The sequence below is a fragment of the Leisingera sp. ANG-Vp genome, assembly GCF_000813725.1.
In the GTDB taxonomy this organism is placed as follows: domain Bacteria; phylum Pseudomonadota; class Alphaproteobacteria; order Rhodobacterales; family Rhodobacteraceae; genus Leisingera.
Genome location: NZ_JWLD01000020.1, coordinates 12,629 through 26,053 on the forward strand (window position 1 = coordinate 12,629; position 13,425 = coordinate 26,053).

13 protein-coding genes are annotated in these 13,425 nt (G+C 63.9%); 10 read left to right on the forward strand and 3 right to left on the reverse strand.

Going from position 1 to position 13,425, the window contains the following annotated elements:
* Positions 1-8: 8 nt before the first annotated feature.
* The 8 genes from tsaE to RA20_RS07785 all read left to right on the forward strand — a co-directional run bounded on the left by tsaE (position 9) and on the right by RA20_RS07785 (position 9,692).
* On the forward strand, positions 9-485 hold the full coding sequence (gene tsaE, locus RA20_RS07750; protein WP_039126407.1) for a tRNA (adenosine(37)-N6)-threonylcarbamoyltransferase complex ATPase subunit type 1 TsaE: 477 nt from the start codon (positions 9-11) through the stop codon (positions 483-485).
* Entirely contained in the window at positions 482-1,477 is a 996-nt protein-coding gene (locus RA20_RS07755) for an aminoglycoside phosphotransferase family protein (protein ID WP_039126410.1), read from the forward strand. Before tsaE ends, RA20_RS07755 begins: the two co-directional genes overlap by 4 nt.
* Positions 1,477-2,169, forward strand: coding sequence for a nucleotidyltransferase family protein (locus RA20_RS07760; protein ID WP_241482224.1), 693 nt, complete (start codon positions 1,477-1,479; stop codon positions 2,167-2,169). The genes RA20_RS07755 and RA20_RS07760 overlap by 1 nt, the downstream gene beginning before the upstream one ends.
* On the forward strand, positions 2,159-5,092 hold the full coding sequence (gene addB / locus RA20_RS07765; RefSeq protein WP_193748798.1) for a double-strand break repair protein AddB: 2,934 nt from the start codon (positions 2,159-2,161) through the stop codon (positions 5,090-5,092). Before RA20_RS07760 ends, addB begins: the two co-directional genes overlap by 11 nt.
* Positions 5,089-8,442: a double-strand break repair helicase AddA gene (gene addA / locus RA20_RS07770; RefSeq protein ID WP_039126415.1), complete on the forward strand. Its 3,354-nt coding sequence runs from the start codon at positions 5,089-5,091 to the stop codon at positions 8,440-8,442. The genes addB and addA overlap by 4 nt, the downstream gene beginning before the upstream one ends.
* Before the next feature lie 63 nt (positions 8,443-8,505).
* On the forward strand, positions 8,506-8,826 hold the full coding sequence (gene trxA / locus RA20_RS07775; protein ID WP_039126418.1) for a thioredoxin: 321 nt from the start codon (positions 8,506-8,508) through the stop codon (positions 8,824-8,826).
* 156 nt (positions 8,827-8,982) lie between these two features.
* The gene (locus RA20_RS07780) at positions 8,983-9,330 is read left to right on the forward strand and encodes a Lin0512 family protein (RefSeq protein WP_039126420.1); all 348 of its coding nucleotides are present in this window, start codon (positions 8,983-8,985) and stop codon (positions 9,328-9,330) included.
* Positions 9,327-9,692, forward strand: a complete 366-nt coding sequence (locus RA20_RS07785; RefSeq protein WP_039126422.1) for a Lin0512 family protein — start codon at positions 9,327-9,329, stop codon at positions 9,690-9,692. The genes RA20_RS07780 and RA20_RS07785 overlap by 4 nt, the downstream gene beginning before the upstream one ends.
* Positions 9,693-9,759: 67 nt before the next feature.
* Here RA20_RS07785 and RA20_RS07790 read toward each other — a convergent pair whose 3' ends face one another.
* Positions 9,760-9,951 carry a DUF1127 domain-containing protein gene (locus RA20_RS07790; RefSeq protein ID WP_039126424.1) on the reverse strand — a complete coding sequence of 64 codons (192 nt, stop codon included), beginning with the start codon at positions 9,949-9,951 and terminating at the stop codon, positions 9,760-9,762.
* Between the two features lie 141 nt (positions 9,952-10,092).
* The gene (locus RA20_RS07795) at positions 10,093-11,010 is read right to left on the reverse strand and encodes a hypothetical protein (protein ID WP_039126425.1); all 918 of its coding nucleotides are present in this window, start codon (positions 11,008-11,010) and stop codon (positions 10,093-10,095) included.
* A gap of 103 nt (positions 11,011-11,113) precedes the next feature.
* On the opposite strand from RA20_RS07795, the gene hslV reads away from it, so the two are divergent.
* Positions 11,114-11,677 (forward strand): ATP-dependent protease subunit HslV, encoded by a 564-nt coding sequence (gene hslV / locus RA20_RS07800; protein WP_039126428.1) that lies wholly within the window; start codon positions 11,114-11,116, stop codon positions 11,675-11,677.
* A 1-nt stretch (position 11,678) separates the two neighbouring features.
* Positions 11,679-12,749: a hypothetical protein gene (locus RA20_RS07805; protein WP_039126429.1), complete on the forward strand. Its 1,071-nt coding sequence runs from the start codon at positions 11,679-11,681 to the stop codon at positions 12,747-12,749.
* Between the two features lie 195 nt (positions 12,750-12,944).
* Here the strand turns inward: RA20_RS07805 and RA20_RS07810 are convergent, their stop codons facing one another.
* Positions 12,945-13,340 (reverse strand): DM13 domain-containing protein, encoded by a 396-nt coding sequence (locus tag RA20_RS07810; protein ID WP_039126432.1) that lies wholly within the window; start codon positions 13,338-13,340, stop codon positions 12,945-12,947.
* Positions 13,341-13,425: the final 85 nt, after the last annotated feature.

A 13,425-nucleotide genomic window follows, 5' to 3' on the forward strand; every position in this document is an offset into this window, starting at 1 on the left:
CTAGCGCCATGACACCGAATACCGCGTCCCGCACGCTGAACTCACCGGATGAAACGGCCCAATTGGCCGCAGAAATCGCCGGGGCCCTGCGCCCCGGCGATTGCCTGCTGCTGGAGGGTGTGATCGGGGCCGGCAAGACCCATTTCGCCCGCCATCTGATCCAGTCGCTGATGGATGTTCCCGAAGATGTCCCTTCGCCGACGTTCACCCTGGTGCAGACCTATGACGTGCCCGCCGGAGAGCTGTGGCACACCGACCTCTACCGGCTCTCCTCCCTGGATGAGCTGGAAGAACTGGGCCTGACCGAAGCTTTCGACAGTGCCATCTGCCTGGTCGAATGGCCCGGCCGGCTGGCTGAGCTGACCCCGCCCCACGCCCTGCACCTGACCCTTGCCCTGGATCCCGATCACGAAGACCGCCGCCACTTGACGCTGAGCTGGAGCGACGCGAAATGGCAGCCCCTGATGGAGCGCATCTGCGCATGACCGACCGCAACACCCTGTGCGAAACCTTCCTCGCAGCAACGCCTTACGCTGGCTGGCAGCGCGGGCCCCTGGCCGGCGATGCCTCGAACCGGCGGTACGAGCGGCTGACCTCTGGCGGCAGAACCGTTGTGCTGATGGACGCGCCGCCGGAGAAGGGCGAGGACGTCCGCCCCTTTATCCGCATTGCGGAATACTTGCGCGCCCAGGGCCTCAGCGCGCCGGAAATCCTGGCCCGGGACGTCGAGCACGGCTTTTTGCTGCTGGAAGATCTGGGCGACGATCTCTTTGCCCGTGCTGTCCTGCGTGAACCCAAGCTGGAAAAGGAGCTGTACCAGGCAGCAACCGATGCCCTTGTTGTCCTGCACCAGGCGCCGATGCCGGAACTGGAGCCCTACGGCCCCCGGATGATGGCAGAAATGGCTGGTCTTGCCCTGTCCAAGTACCGCGACGGTATCCTGGGCGGACATGATCCAAACCTGCAATCCAGGTTTGAAGACCAGTTCGAAGACATCCTGCGCGAAACCATTAAGGGCGATCCGGTGCTTGTCCAGCGCGACTACCACGCGGAGAACCTGCTGTGGCTTCCCGAGCGCTCGGGCGTTGCCCGGGTTGGCCTGCTGGATTTCCAGGATGCCCGCTCCGGCCACCCGGCCTATGATCTGGTCTCGCTGCTGCAGGATGCCCGCCGCGATGTGCCCGCCGGCATCGAAATGCAAATGATCGACCGCTACATTGCCGCCGCCGGCGCCGACGATTCCGGTTTCCGCACCGCCTATACGGTGCTGGGCGTGCAGCGGAACCTGCGCATTCTTGGCGTCTTTGCCCGCCTCAGCATGGAGTATGGCAAGCCGCACTATGTGGACCTGATCCCGCGGGTCTGGGACCATTTCATCCGCGGGCTGGAGCATCCTGCATTGGCGCCGGTTGCCGGGCTGCTGCGCGACAGCTTGCCTGCGCCCACTCCGGACAACCTGAACAAGCTGAGGCCCTGATGCAGCGTTCCCCCGATGCCGTGATGCTGTTTGCCGCGGGTTTTGGCACCCGGATGCGGGAGCTGACCCGTGACAAGCCGAAACCGATGATCGACGTCGCTGGCCGGCCATTGATTTCCCACGCGCTGGAGCTGGCCAAGGCCATCCAGCCGGCCCGGATTGCGGCGAACCTGCATTACAAGCCTGAGTCTCTGAAAGCCTTGTTAGAGCCTGAAAATGTGCAGATCAGTCTCGAAAGCCCCGAGATTCTCGACACTGGCGGCGGGCTGCGCTACGCCTTGCCTTTGCTGGGAGACGGGCCGGTTTTCACCATGAACACTGATGCCATCTGGAAAGGCCCGAACCCGCTCCAACTGGCGCTTGAGGCTTGGGATCCCGACCGCATGGACGCGCTGCTGGTCTGCGTGCCGCTGGAACGCGCCGTGGGCCGCACCGGCGGCGGTGATTTCTCGGCAGACGCGGAGGGCCGCATCAGCCGCGGCGGAAATCTGGTCTATGGCGGTGTTCAGATCCTGAAAACAGACGGACTGCACCAGGTCGAAGAACAAGTGTTTTCGCTGAATGTGCTGTGGAACAAAATGGCTGCGGACAACCGGCTGTTTGCACTGGAATATCCCGGCCGCTGGTGCGATGTGGGCCGCCCCGAAGGGATTACATTGGCCGAGGAGCTGATCGCCGCAGATGATGTTTGAACCCTCCAGCACACCGCGCGTCTTTGCCGTGCCCTGCGGCGTCGATTTCCCGCGGGCGCTGGTCGAGGGCCTGCGCAGCCGCGCCCATGGACAGCCGCCCGAGGCACTGGCCTGGGCCGAGTTGATCCTCAACACCTCCCGCATGGCGCGCCGGGTTCGGATGCTGTTTGACGACGGCCCTGCCCTCTTGCTGCCGCGGATGCTGATGCTGACGGATCTGGCCCAGCGCGCCACGCTGGAGGGCCTGCCGCCCGCCCTGCCCCCGCTGCGGCGCCGGCTGGAACTGTCGCAGCTGATCGCCAAACTGCTGGACGCCCAGCCCGATCTGGCCTCGCGCGCCTCGCTCTATGATCTGTCTGACAGCCTCGCGGCGCTGATCGACGAGATGCAAGGCGAAGGCGTCAGCACCGATACCATCCGCGATCTAGATGTCTCCGACATGTCCGGCCACTGGGCGCGGGCACAGGCCTTTATCGGCATCGCCGATGAGTTCACCGGTCTGCATGAGGGCGCGATGGATGCCCAGGCGCGGCAGCGTCAGGTGGTGCTGAACCTGATCGAACAGTGGCAGCACACCCCGCCTCAGCATCCGGTGATCCTGGCCGGTTCCACCGGCTCGCGCGGGACTACGCTGCTGCTGATGGAAGCCATCGCCCGCCTGCCGCAAGGCGCCGTAGTGCTGCCCGGATTCGATTTCGACCAGCCGGCACAGGTCTGGAGCGGGCTGGATGACCCGATGATCTCGGAAGATCACCCGCAGTACCGGTTCCACAAGCTGATGAAAGACTTGGAGATTTCACCGGCGGATGTACTCCCTTGGACCGATGCAGCGCCGGTCTCTCCAGACCGGAACAAACTGGTGTCCCTTGCCCTGCGCCCTGCTCCGGTCACCGACGCCTGGATGAGCGAAGGCCCGCTGTTGACCGGATTGGACGCGGCCACGGAAAAGGTCACCTTGGTTGAGGCCCCCAGCCCCCGTTCCGAGGCTTTGGCCATTGCATTGCGTCTGCGTCAGGCAGCCGAGGACGGCCAAACTGCCGCGCTGATCACACCTGACCGGATGCTGACACGCCAGGTTTCCGCCGCGCTCGACCGCTGGGACATCCTGCCCGATGACTCGGCCGGCCAGCCGCTGCAGCTGTCTCCTCCCGGCCGTTTCCTGCGCCATGTGGCGGGGCTGTTCTGCAAGCCGCTCACCTGCGACAGCCTGCTGACGCTCCTGAAACACCCGCTCACCCACGACGGCGCTGATCGCGGCAATCACCTGCGCCAGACCCGCGAGCTGGAGCTGTCCTTGCGCCGCAACGGCCCGCCCTTCCCCGATGCCGAAAACTTTGCGGCCTTTGAAACGGGCCGGGAACTGACGCCCGGCTGGACCGCCTGGCTGAGCAGCAGTTTCGCAAATCAGGAGATCACCGGCACCCAGCCCCTGACGGATTGGGTCACGCGCCTACGCGATCTGGCTGAACGCATCGCGGCCGGCAGCCAGGCCGACGGCGCCGGAACCCTGTGGGACAAGAAGGCTGGCCAAGCCGCGCTTGCCTGCATTGAGGATCTTGAAGCCGAAGCGCCCTATGGCGGCGAGATGACCGCCCGCGATTTTGCCGACTTGCTGGGCGCTCTGCTCAGCCAGGGCGAAGTGCGCGACCGCGATGCGCCTTACGGCTTGATCATGATCTGGGGCACGCTGGAGGCGCGCGTTCAAGGCGCCGATCTGGTGATCCTTGGCGGTCTCAACGAAGGCAGCTGGCCGGAAGCCGCCTCTCCCGACCCCTGGCTGAACCGACAGCTGCGCAATCAGGCGGGGCTGCTGCTGCCGGAACGCCGCTTCGGCCTGTCGGCGCATGACTTCCAGCAGGCCATTGCCGCGCCCGAGGTCTGGCTGACCCGATCTGAGCGGTCCGAGGAAGCCGATACAGTCCCCTCGCGCTGGTTGAACCGGCTGACCAACCTGCTCTCCGGCCTGCCAGATCAGGGCGGCCGCGATGCGCTGGACAGAATGCGGGCCAAAGGCCGCCAGTGGCTTGGCTGGGCCGATGCGTTGGAGGAACCAACGCCGGTCCCGCAAATGCCGCGCCCCTCGCCGCGCCCGCCGGTGCCGAGCCGCCCGCGCCGGCTGACGATCACCGAAATCCCGCGGCTGATCCGCGACCCTTATGCGATCTACGCCAAACATGTGCTGCGGCTGAAACCGCTCAATCCGCTGGTGCAGGAACCCGATGCCTTGCTGCGCGGCATCGTGGTGCATGAGGTGTTCGAGCATTTCATCAAGGAAGCCCAGGCTGATCCGTCCCTGCTGACTGCCGATCACCTGGTCGAAAAGACCCGCGAGCTGCTGGACACCCATGTGCCCTGGCCGGTTGCGCGCATCCTGTGGCACACGCGCATCCGCAAGATCGCCGCGGATTTTGTGCTGGCAGAGCAGGAACGCCAGTCCCGCGCCAAACCTGTTGCCTTTGAGGCCAAGGGCAGCGCCCGGCTGGACCCGCTGGACTTCACCATTGCCTGCCGCGCCGACCGGATCGACAGGGACGACCACGGTTTCCTGCATCTTTATGACTACAAGACCGGCGCGCCGCCCTCGGAGGCGCAGCAGAAGAAGTTCGAGAAACAGCTGCTGATCGAAGCTGCCATGGCCGAGGAAGGCGCCTTTGAGGATCTTGGCCCGGCCGAGGTCGCCCGCGCCCTGTTCATAGGATTGGGCAGCAAGATGAAGGAAGTGCGTGCGCCGCTGGATGAGCAGCCGCCCGCCAGGGTATGGGATGAGCTGCGCACCTTGATCGGAGCCTATTTCGAGCCTGAACAAGGCTATTCGAGCCGCCGCATGGTGCATCGCGACGATATCGCCGGCGACTATGACCACCTGGCACGCTACGGCGAATGGGACCGCAGCGCCACGCCGCAGCCGGAGGATCTGGCATGACCATCCGCGATGCCGCCTCCGAGGCGCAGTTCCGCGCCGCCCGCCCCGATGCCTCGACCTGGCTGGCGGCCAATGCCGGATCGGGCAAGACCAAAGTGCTGACCGACCGGGTTGCGCGGCTGTTGCTGAAGGACGTGCAACCGCAGCATATCCTCTGCCTCACCTATACCAAGGCCGCAGCCAGCGAGATGCAGAACCGGCTGTTCAAACGGCTGGGCGAATGGGCGATGCTGGGTGATCCGGCGCTGATTGGTGCCCTGACCGAGTTAGGCGAAGTCAACACTGCTGCCGAGGATCTTGCCAAGGCCCGCACCTTGTTTGCCCGCGCCATCGAGACGCCTGGCGGGCTGAAGATCCAGACCATCCACTCCTTTTGTTCGTCGCTCCTGCGCCGCTTCCCGCTGGAAGCCGGCGTCAGTCCGCAGTTCTCCGAGATGGACGACCGCGCGGGCCAGCTCTTGCGGGCGGAAATCATGGAGGACTTTGCCCAAGGCGAGGAGGCCCCATTAGTCGACGCCCTGGCGCGCCATGTCAGCGACAGCGATTTTGAGACCCTGACCGCAGCAATCTGCCAGCGCCGCGCCGATTTCGGTGAGCCGCTGGACTGGGCCGGGCTGCTGGAGCTGTTCGAGCTGCCCGAAGGGTTTGACGAAACCGCACTGGAAGCATTGGTCTTCCTTGGCGGCGAAGAGGAGCTGCTGCAGCGGACCCGTGAGATGCTGGGGCAGGGCGGCGCTACCGACCAGAAAGCGGCCGCCAAGCTGGCGGGCGTCACCGCGCCTGCGCTCGCCGATCTCAGCACGCTGGAAAGCATCTTTCTGACCGGCGCCAGCGCCAAGGAGCCGTTTACCGCCAAGGTCGGCAAGTTCCCGACCAAGAAACTGCGTGAATCGCATCTCTCGCTAATGGATCAGCTGGAGCCCCTGATGCTGCGGGTGGAGGATGCGCGCGTCAAGCGGCTCGGTCTCACCGCTGCCCGCAAAAGCCACGGCCTGCACCGGTTTGCCGCTGCCTTCCTGCCGGAATATGAACGCCGCAAGCAGCTGCGCGGCTGGCTCGACTTTGACGATCTGATCCTGAAGGCCCGGCAACTGCTGAACGATCCGGGCGTGGCGGCCTGGGTGCTCTACCGGCTGGACGGTGGCATCGACCATATCCTGGTGGACGAGGCGCAGGACACCAGCCCGGTGCAATGGGACGTGATCGAGAAGCTGGCGCAGGAATTCACCGCCGGCGAGGGCGCGCGGTCGGATGTGGAGCGCACCATCTTTGTGGTCGGCGACAAGAAACAGTCGATTTACTCCTTCCAGGGCGCCGATCCGGATGCCTTTGACCGGATGCAGCAGGAGTTCGGCAAGCGGCTGGCGGAAACCGGGGCAGGGCTGCAGGACGCCTCGCTGGATTTCTCTTTCCGCTCCTCGGCTGCGATCCTGAAGCTGGTCGATCTGGTGTTCAAGGACAGCCCCCGCGCCGGTTTCCGCAAGGAGGCCCTGCACCGCGCCTTCAAATCCGATCTGCCGGGCCGGGTGGACCTGTGGCCGGTGGTCGAAAAGGTCGAGGATGACGAGGACCCCGACTGGACCAGCCCCGTCGACCGCCCCAGCAGCCGCCATCACACGGTGATCCTGGCCGAACGGATCGCAGGTTCGATCAAGCAGATGATTGAGACTGGCGTGACAATCCCCGAGGATGGCACGCAGCGCGGCACGTTCCGGCGCCGGCCTGTGACAGCCGGCGATTTCCTGATCCTGGTGCAGCGCCGCTCCGATCTGTTCTCGGAAATCATCCGTGCCTGCAAAAAGGCCGAACTGCCCATCGCCGGCGCCGACCGGCTCAAGGTGGGGGCGGAACTGGCAGTGAAGGACATTGCCGCACTGCTGCGGTTCCTGGCGCTGCCGGAAGACTCTTTGTCACTGGCGGAGGCTCTGAAATCGCCGCTGTTCGGCTGGGGCGAGCAGGCACTGTTCGACCTCGCGCACCGGCGCGAGGCGATGTACCTGTGGCCGGCGCTGCGCGAACGGGCAGGGGAGTTTCCCGAAACCATGGCGGTGCTGAACGACCTGCGCGCCAATGCCGATTTTCTGCGCCCCTTCGACCTGATCGAGCGCATTCTGACCCGCCATGGCGGCCGTCAGAAACTGCTGGGCCGGCTGGGCCCGGAGGCCGAGGACGGCATCAATGCGCTGCTGTCGCAGGCGCTGGCCTATGAGCGGACGGATGTGCCGAGCCTCACCGGGTTTCTGGTCTGGATGCAAACCGATGATCTGGAAATCAAACGCCAGATGGGCGCCGCCGGCGACATGATCCGGGTGATGTCGGTGCATGGTTCCAAGGGTCTGGAAGCGCCGATCGTGATCCTGCCGGACACCGCCAAACGGCGGCCGCCAACAGATGCGGAAATCATGCTGGCGGGCAGCACTCCGGTTTGGAAGGTGCCGAAGGAGCAGATGCCCGCCGCCATGCTGGCGGCCCGCGAAGCGGCGCAGGAAAAGCTGCAGAATGAGCGGCTGAGACTTTTGTATGTGGCTCTAACCCGAGCGGAAAAGTGGCTGATCGTGGCAGCTGCCGGCGACGCAGGTGAAGCCGGCGACAGCTGGTACCGCATGGTCGAAGGCGCCATGCGGGAAGGCGGCGCCATGGAATGCGATACCGGAGGCGGCTCCGGCCTGCGCATGCAGCATGGTGATTGGGACGGTTTGCCGCTGGACATTCCGGCGGTCATAGAAGCTGAAACCCACAGCTTGCCGGAGGTCTTCACCCGGCCCGCCCGTTCTTATGAAGCACCGGCGCCGGCGCTCAGCCCCTCGGACCTGGGCGGCGCCAAGGCCTTACCCGGTGATCAGGGTCTGGATGAGGACGCAGCCAAAGCCCGCGGCAGCCGGCTGCATTTGCTGCTAGAGCATCTGCCGGGCCGGCCGGAGGCAGATTGGCCGCAACTGGCGCAGAACCTGTTGCAGGGTTCTGAGGACACCGCAGAATTGCTGGCTGAGGCGTCTGCAGTGCTCAGAAATCCGGAGCTCTCGCACATATTCCAGCCGGAAACGCTGGCGGAAGTACCCGTAGCTGCGGATCTGCAGGGAAACCGCCTGCACGGCATCATCGACAGGCTGATTGTCACACCGGAAAAAGTCCTGGCCGTGGATTTCAAATCCAACGCTTCGGTGCCGGAAACGCAAGAACAATGCCCGGAAGGCCTGCTGCGCCAGATGGGCGCCTATGCCCATGCGCTGGCACAGATTTATCCGGACCGTACTGTTGAAACCACGCTGCTTTGGACCCGCACTGCAACCCTGATGCCGCTTGCGCACGACCGCGTGACAGCGGCGCTGATGCGGCGGATGGAACCTTGACGATCCGTTAAGCCGTACCTAGGTTCCAACTCCAGTTGCCACATACTCTATGGAGACATGCATATGTCCACCGTTGCCGTCACCGACGCCACTTTTGACGCCGAAGTCAAGAACTCCGATATCCCCGTTGTGGTGGATTTCTGGGCTGAGTGGTGCGGTCCCTGTAAGCAGATTGGCCCGGCTCTGGAAGAGCTGGCCGCAGAATTCGACGGCAAGATCAAGATTGCCAAGGTCGACGTTGACAGCAACCCGAACTCCGCCGCCGCCATGGGCGTGCGCGGCATCCCGGCGCTGTTCATCTTCAAGGACGGCCAGGTGATTTCGAACCGCGCCGGCGCCGCCCCCAAGGCCGCGCTGCAGAGCTGGATCGAAGAAGCCATCTAAGCCGGATCCCTCTCGAAGGGTTTCACAGGGCTGTCCCCGAGGGGCGGCCCTTTTATTGTGTCTTGCGCTCTGGTGTAGCCGCCAGCGGCAAACTGGCTCTTTTAAATGTGTCTGTGTCCTGCGACGCTCCGCGCCGAGACAGGTACAGGAGGCACTATGGCCAAGACACGGGTATTGGTGGAATTCGGCATGGGCACATCGCTCAGGCGCGAGGACTACACTGAGGCCGCCCGCCGCGCGATCAAGGACGCGCTGTGGCACAACTCCGTCAGCATGGCGGAGCTGTTTGAGTTCCAGAAGGAAGACATGATCATCGACGCCGAGATCGGGGTGCAGAAGCCTGAGGCCGTCGACACGGACGCGCTGAAGGAGATCTTCCCCTACGGCCGGCCCAGCATCCGGATTGTGGAAGGCGGGCTCAACATCGAAAAACCCCACGGCGGCCGCACGGTGATCGCCAATGCCGCCGTTGTGGTGTCCTTTGACATGGAGGCCGCACAATGAGCGAAAAACGCATCATCCTGGAAATGGGCATGGGAAATGACCTCTACGGCCAGGACTATACCAAGGCAGCCCGGCGCGCGGTGCAAGACGCGCTGCATCACTCCTCGATCACCCTGTTTTCCAAGCTGGGGATCGATCACAGCGAGATGCGTGTCGACGTGACCATCGGCGTGCAGCAGCCGGAGGCGGTGGATTGCGGTCTGGTGGCTGAAGATTTGCCGCGGGGCAGGGCCAATGTGCGCGCGGTCAAGGGCGGCCTGGATGTCGAAGACGCCGAGGCCGGCACCAGGCACGTGGTTGCCACGGCTGCGATTGAGGCCTGGCTGCCGGATCAGGCTGGAAAGTACAAAATCAGCGGCTGAAACAAGGCTCAAAAAGAAGAAAGCCGCCCAGGCGGGCGGCTTTTTGAAATCGGTTCTGGCCGGCTGATTACAGCGAAGCGATGTCGCCGCGGACCAGGCCGATGTCTGCCAGCTGTGCGTCCGACAGCTTGTCCAGAGCGTTCCGGGTTTGACGGGCCTCGTTCCATTCCACGAGAGCAGTTTTCACGTTGATCAGTGTGTCGACCACGCGGAGAACGGTGACTGCTCCGAGCGGCGCGTAGATGTTTGCGGTAGTCATTGCGCTAGTCCTTCTGAGAAACAGCCGACCCTGTGCCGGTTGTGAGCCCCATGTAGGATGTGCTGCTGAGTCCCACAATTGCTGGAATCTCAGCCCCGCTCTGCACTGGCTGCATGGCGGGTTGCTTAGGTTTTAACGCGGTCAGACTGGCCATCCGGCCGCCTTCAGGCGGTTACGTATCTTCTCCTCCGCAGTATCCAGCCCGCCGTTGATCGACATCTGCTGCCAGAACCAATGCACATAGCCTGCAAAGTCCGGCTGCAGATGCGGGCCCATCTCCAACGCCGCTGCCGCGCCGTCCTGGATGACATTTGCGGCAATGTGGTGAAAGTCGATCTGCCCGAACAGAACCGCAGGTTTGGCAAAGAAGTACCCGAAGAAGGCAGCAGAGGAGTTCTGCGTCACCACGTAATCGCAGCCGGCTAGCAATCCGGCCATGCCGCCAATACGCACTGTCAGGCGGGGAAACCGCTTTTCCAGCTGTTCAAGCGCCGCCAGTTCCTCAGCGGAATAGGTCTCTTTCGGATGCAGGGTCGCCACCACAGGGCGGGTCCGGTCCTGCTCCAGCACCTGTTCCACCATGCGAAGCGGCGAACAGCATTGAAACGACCGGTGCTGAAGCAGCCGGCCTTGCAGCGGAACATATACAAAGCCTTGTTTTTTCACCTGTGCCGCGGCGGGGCCGAACTGCCGGTTTTGCCAGAACTTGTAAAAGCGCTGCGCCTCTTTGCGATCCGCCTTTTCCGCCGGGAAGCTGCTGCGGGCAACCTGCCAGTCCCAGCGCTTGGCCGTGGTTTCAATGGCCCAGAACGGGTACTCATACACTTTGCGCATGGTCAGCGCCCGGTCGTGAAACGGATCCGCCATGTGGAACATGGCATACCCCGGGCGGGAAACCGACAAGGTGAGCTGCTCTTGTTTCGGGCCGGTGAAGGCGACGGAGAACCCGGCCTCCCGAACGACATTGCACAGCTTGTTGATGAAATTATGCCGCCCCGCCTCTGCGCGCCGGCGCAGGCTGTCGTGCAGATAGAAAGTAAGAATACGCGCCTCGCTCATTCCCAGATTGATAAGGCTGCTGTGCCTGCGGGGGCAAGACCGCTTTCCCTTGTGCCGGAATGGGGATGGTTCCATATAAAGGGCAACTCAATTGGAGGCATGAATGGCAGACGATCAATTCCCCGGCTGGCACGGCACAACCATTATCGGCGTAAAGAAGGGCGGCGAGGTGGTTATCGCCGGCGACGGCCAGGTGTCGCTGGGCCAGACCGTGATCAAGGGCACCGCCCGCAAGGTGCGCCGCCTGTCGCCCGGCGGCTTTGATGTTGTGGCAGGTTTTGCCGGCTCGACCGCGGATGCCTTCACGCTGCTGGAGCGGCTGGAAGCGAAGCTGGAAGCCACGCCCGGCCAGCTGGCCCGTGCCAGCGTGGAACTGGCCAAGGACTGGCGCACCGACAAATACCTGCAGAAGCTGGAAGCGATGCTGATCGTCACCGACGGCAAGGACATGTTTGTGATCACCGGTGCCGGCGATGTGCTGGAGCCGGAACACAACGTGGCGGCCATCGGCTCAGGCGGTAATTTTGCCCTGGCAGCGGCGCGCGGCATGATGGACAGCGATAAATCCGCCGAAGGAGTGGCCCGCGATGCGATGGCCATTGCCGCGGATATCTGCGTCTACACCAATGGCAATCTGACCGTCGAATCTATTGGCAAGGAAGCCTGAGGTGTCCCGGATCAGCCAGGATGATCTGCGCGCCGCGGTTGGTTCGGGCCTCCTGAGCGAGGCCCAGGCCGCCTCGCTGCTGGCACTGGCAGACAGCCGCCGGGGCGCTCGCGAGAACCTGGCACCCGGCGATGAGCCGTTTGAGCTGTTCAAAGGGTTCAATGAGATCTTCATTGTCATCGGCCTCTTGATCCTGGCTTCCGGCTGGATGGCCTTTACGGCTGTGGATCTGGCCGGCTCGCTGGGCGGCTATCAGCAAAAAGCAGTCTATTCCGCTGCCGCCGGCGCCGTGGTTCTTTGGCTGCTGTCCGAGTATTTCATCCGCCGCCGCAGGATGGTGGCGCCAGCCATTGCGCTGTCGCTCCTATGGGCCGGCAACGCAGGCACCGGGTTCGCGGCGCATTTCTCGCAGCCCTTCATGATTGCGCAGAACGATTTCTCCAGCCTGCCACTGCCCTTTGCGCTGTCCACTGCCGCCATTGCCGTGTTCTGGCTGCGCTTCCGTGTGCCCTTTGCAATGGCGCTTATTGCTTTGGGGGTCTTTGTTTTTGCCTTGCTGACCGGCGCTATCCAGGCCGGCACCCCGGCAGGGGTGAGCGACCTGTTCCTGCTGTCGGCCAGCGGGCCCTTTGCCTGGATCACCCTGGCCGTCGGACTTGCCGTTTTTGCCGTTGCCATGGCGTTCGACCTCAGCGACCCTCACCGGGTGACACGGCGGTCAGCGCAGGGGTTCTGGCTGCATGTTGTTGCCGCGCCGGCCCTGGTCAACACCATCGCGCTGAGCCTGCTGGACGCCGGCACATCCGGCTCCAACATGCTGCTGTTCGGGATCCTGCTGCTGTTTGCCCTGATTGCGATCATCATCGACCGCCGGTCGTTCCTGATTGCTGCCATTGGCTACAGCGTCACGCTGGCCGGGACTGTGTTCAATGGCGAAGGCACCGCGATCACCATCCTGGCGCTTGGCGTGTTCCTGGTGGCCCTGGGCGCCTTCTGGAGCCGGATTCGCGCAGCCCTGCTGGCGCCGCTTGGCGGGGTTCTGCCCTTGCACCGGCTGCCGCCGTCTCATTAGCTCCATCGAATTCACCGGCTGTCGCGCCAGCGGCAGCCACGCGCCTGCCCGCCCCATGGCGGGCGCGTACCGCCCAGCAGGACCGAGCTGACCAAAGGCAGCAAGCTCTAGCCCTTTGCCTCCCCCAAAACAGAACAAGGGCTGAGCAACTGCCCAGCCCTCCCTTTGGCTTCGCTATGTGAGTGGCGGCGCCGGTTATTTGATCTTGGCAACGCCCAGCGGCACGCCGGCCACTTCGCACCAGATGTAGACTTCATTGTGCTTGGAAATGTCCCAGGTGGCGGGCACCGCGTAACGCTGCTTGCCGGTCAGGCTGAGCAGGGCGCCCAGCTTGGTGTCGGGGTCGTATTTGCCGTCCTTGCCCAGGGCAACACGCGGGTCCGGGCCGCCGTCCAGCGAGAAGTCATCGCCCAGTTCGACGATGTAACGGCCGCCTTCCTCGACGATTTTGACCGCGCCTGAAGTTACGTGGTTCGAGCGGCCCTCGAAATGGCCTTTGACGCCGCCGGCTACGGCAGCAGTTGCACCGGTGAGGGTCACGGCGGCGGTGGTTGCAGCAGCGGCTGCGAAGAAGGAACGGCGATTCAGCATTGTTGTCTCCCTTTGGCTCCTGAACAAAACGCTGGCTGCATCTGGTCAGGTTCCGGATCAAAAAGAAACCGGGGCTCACCGGCCT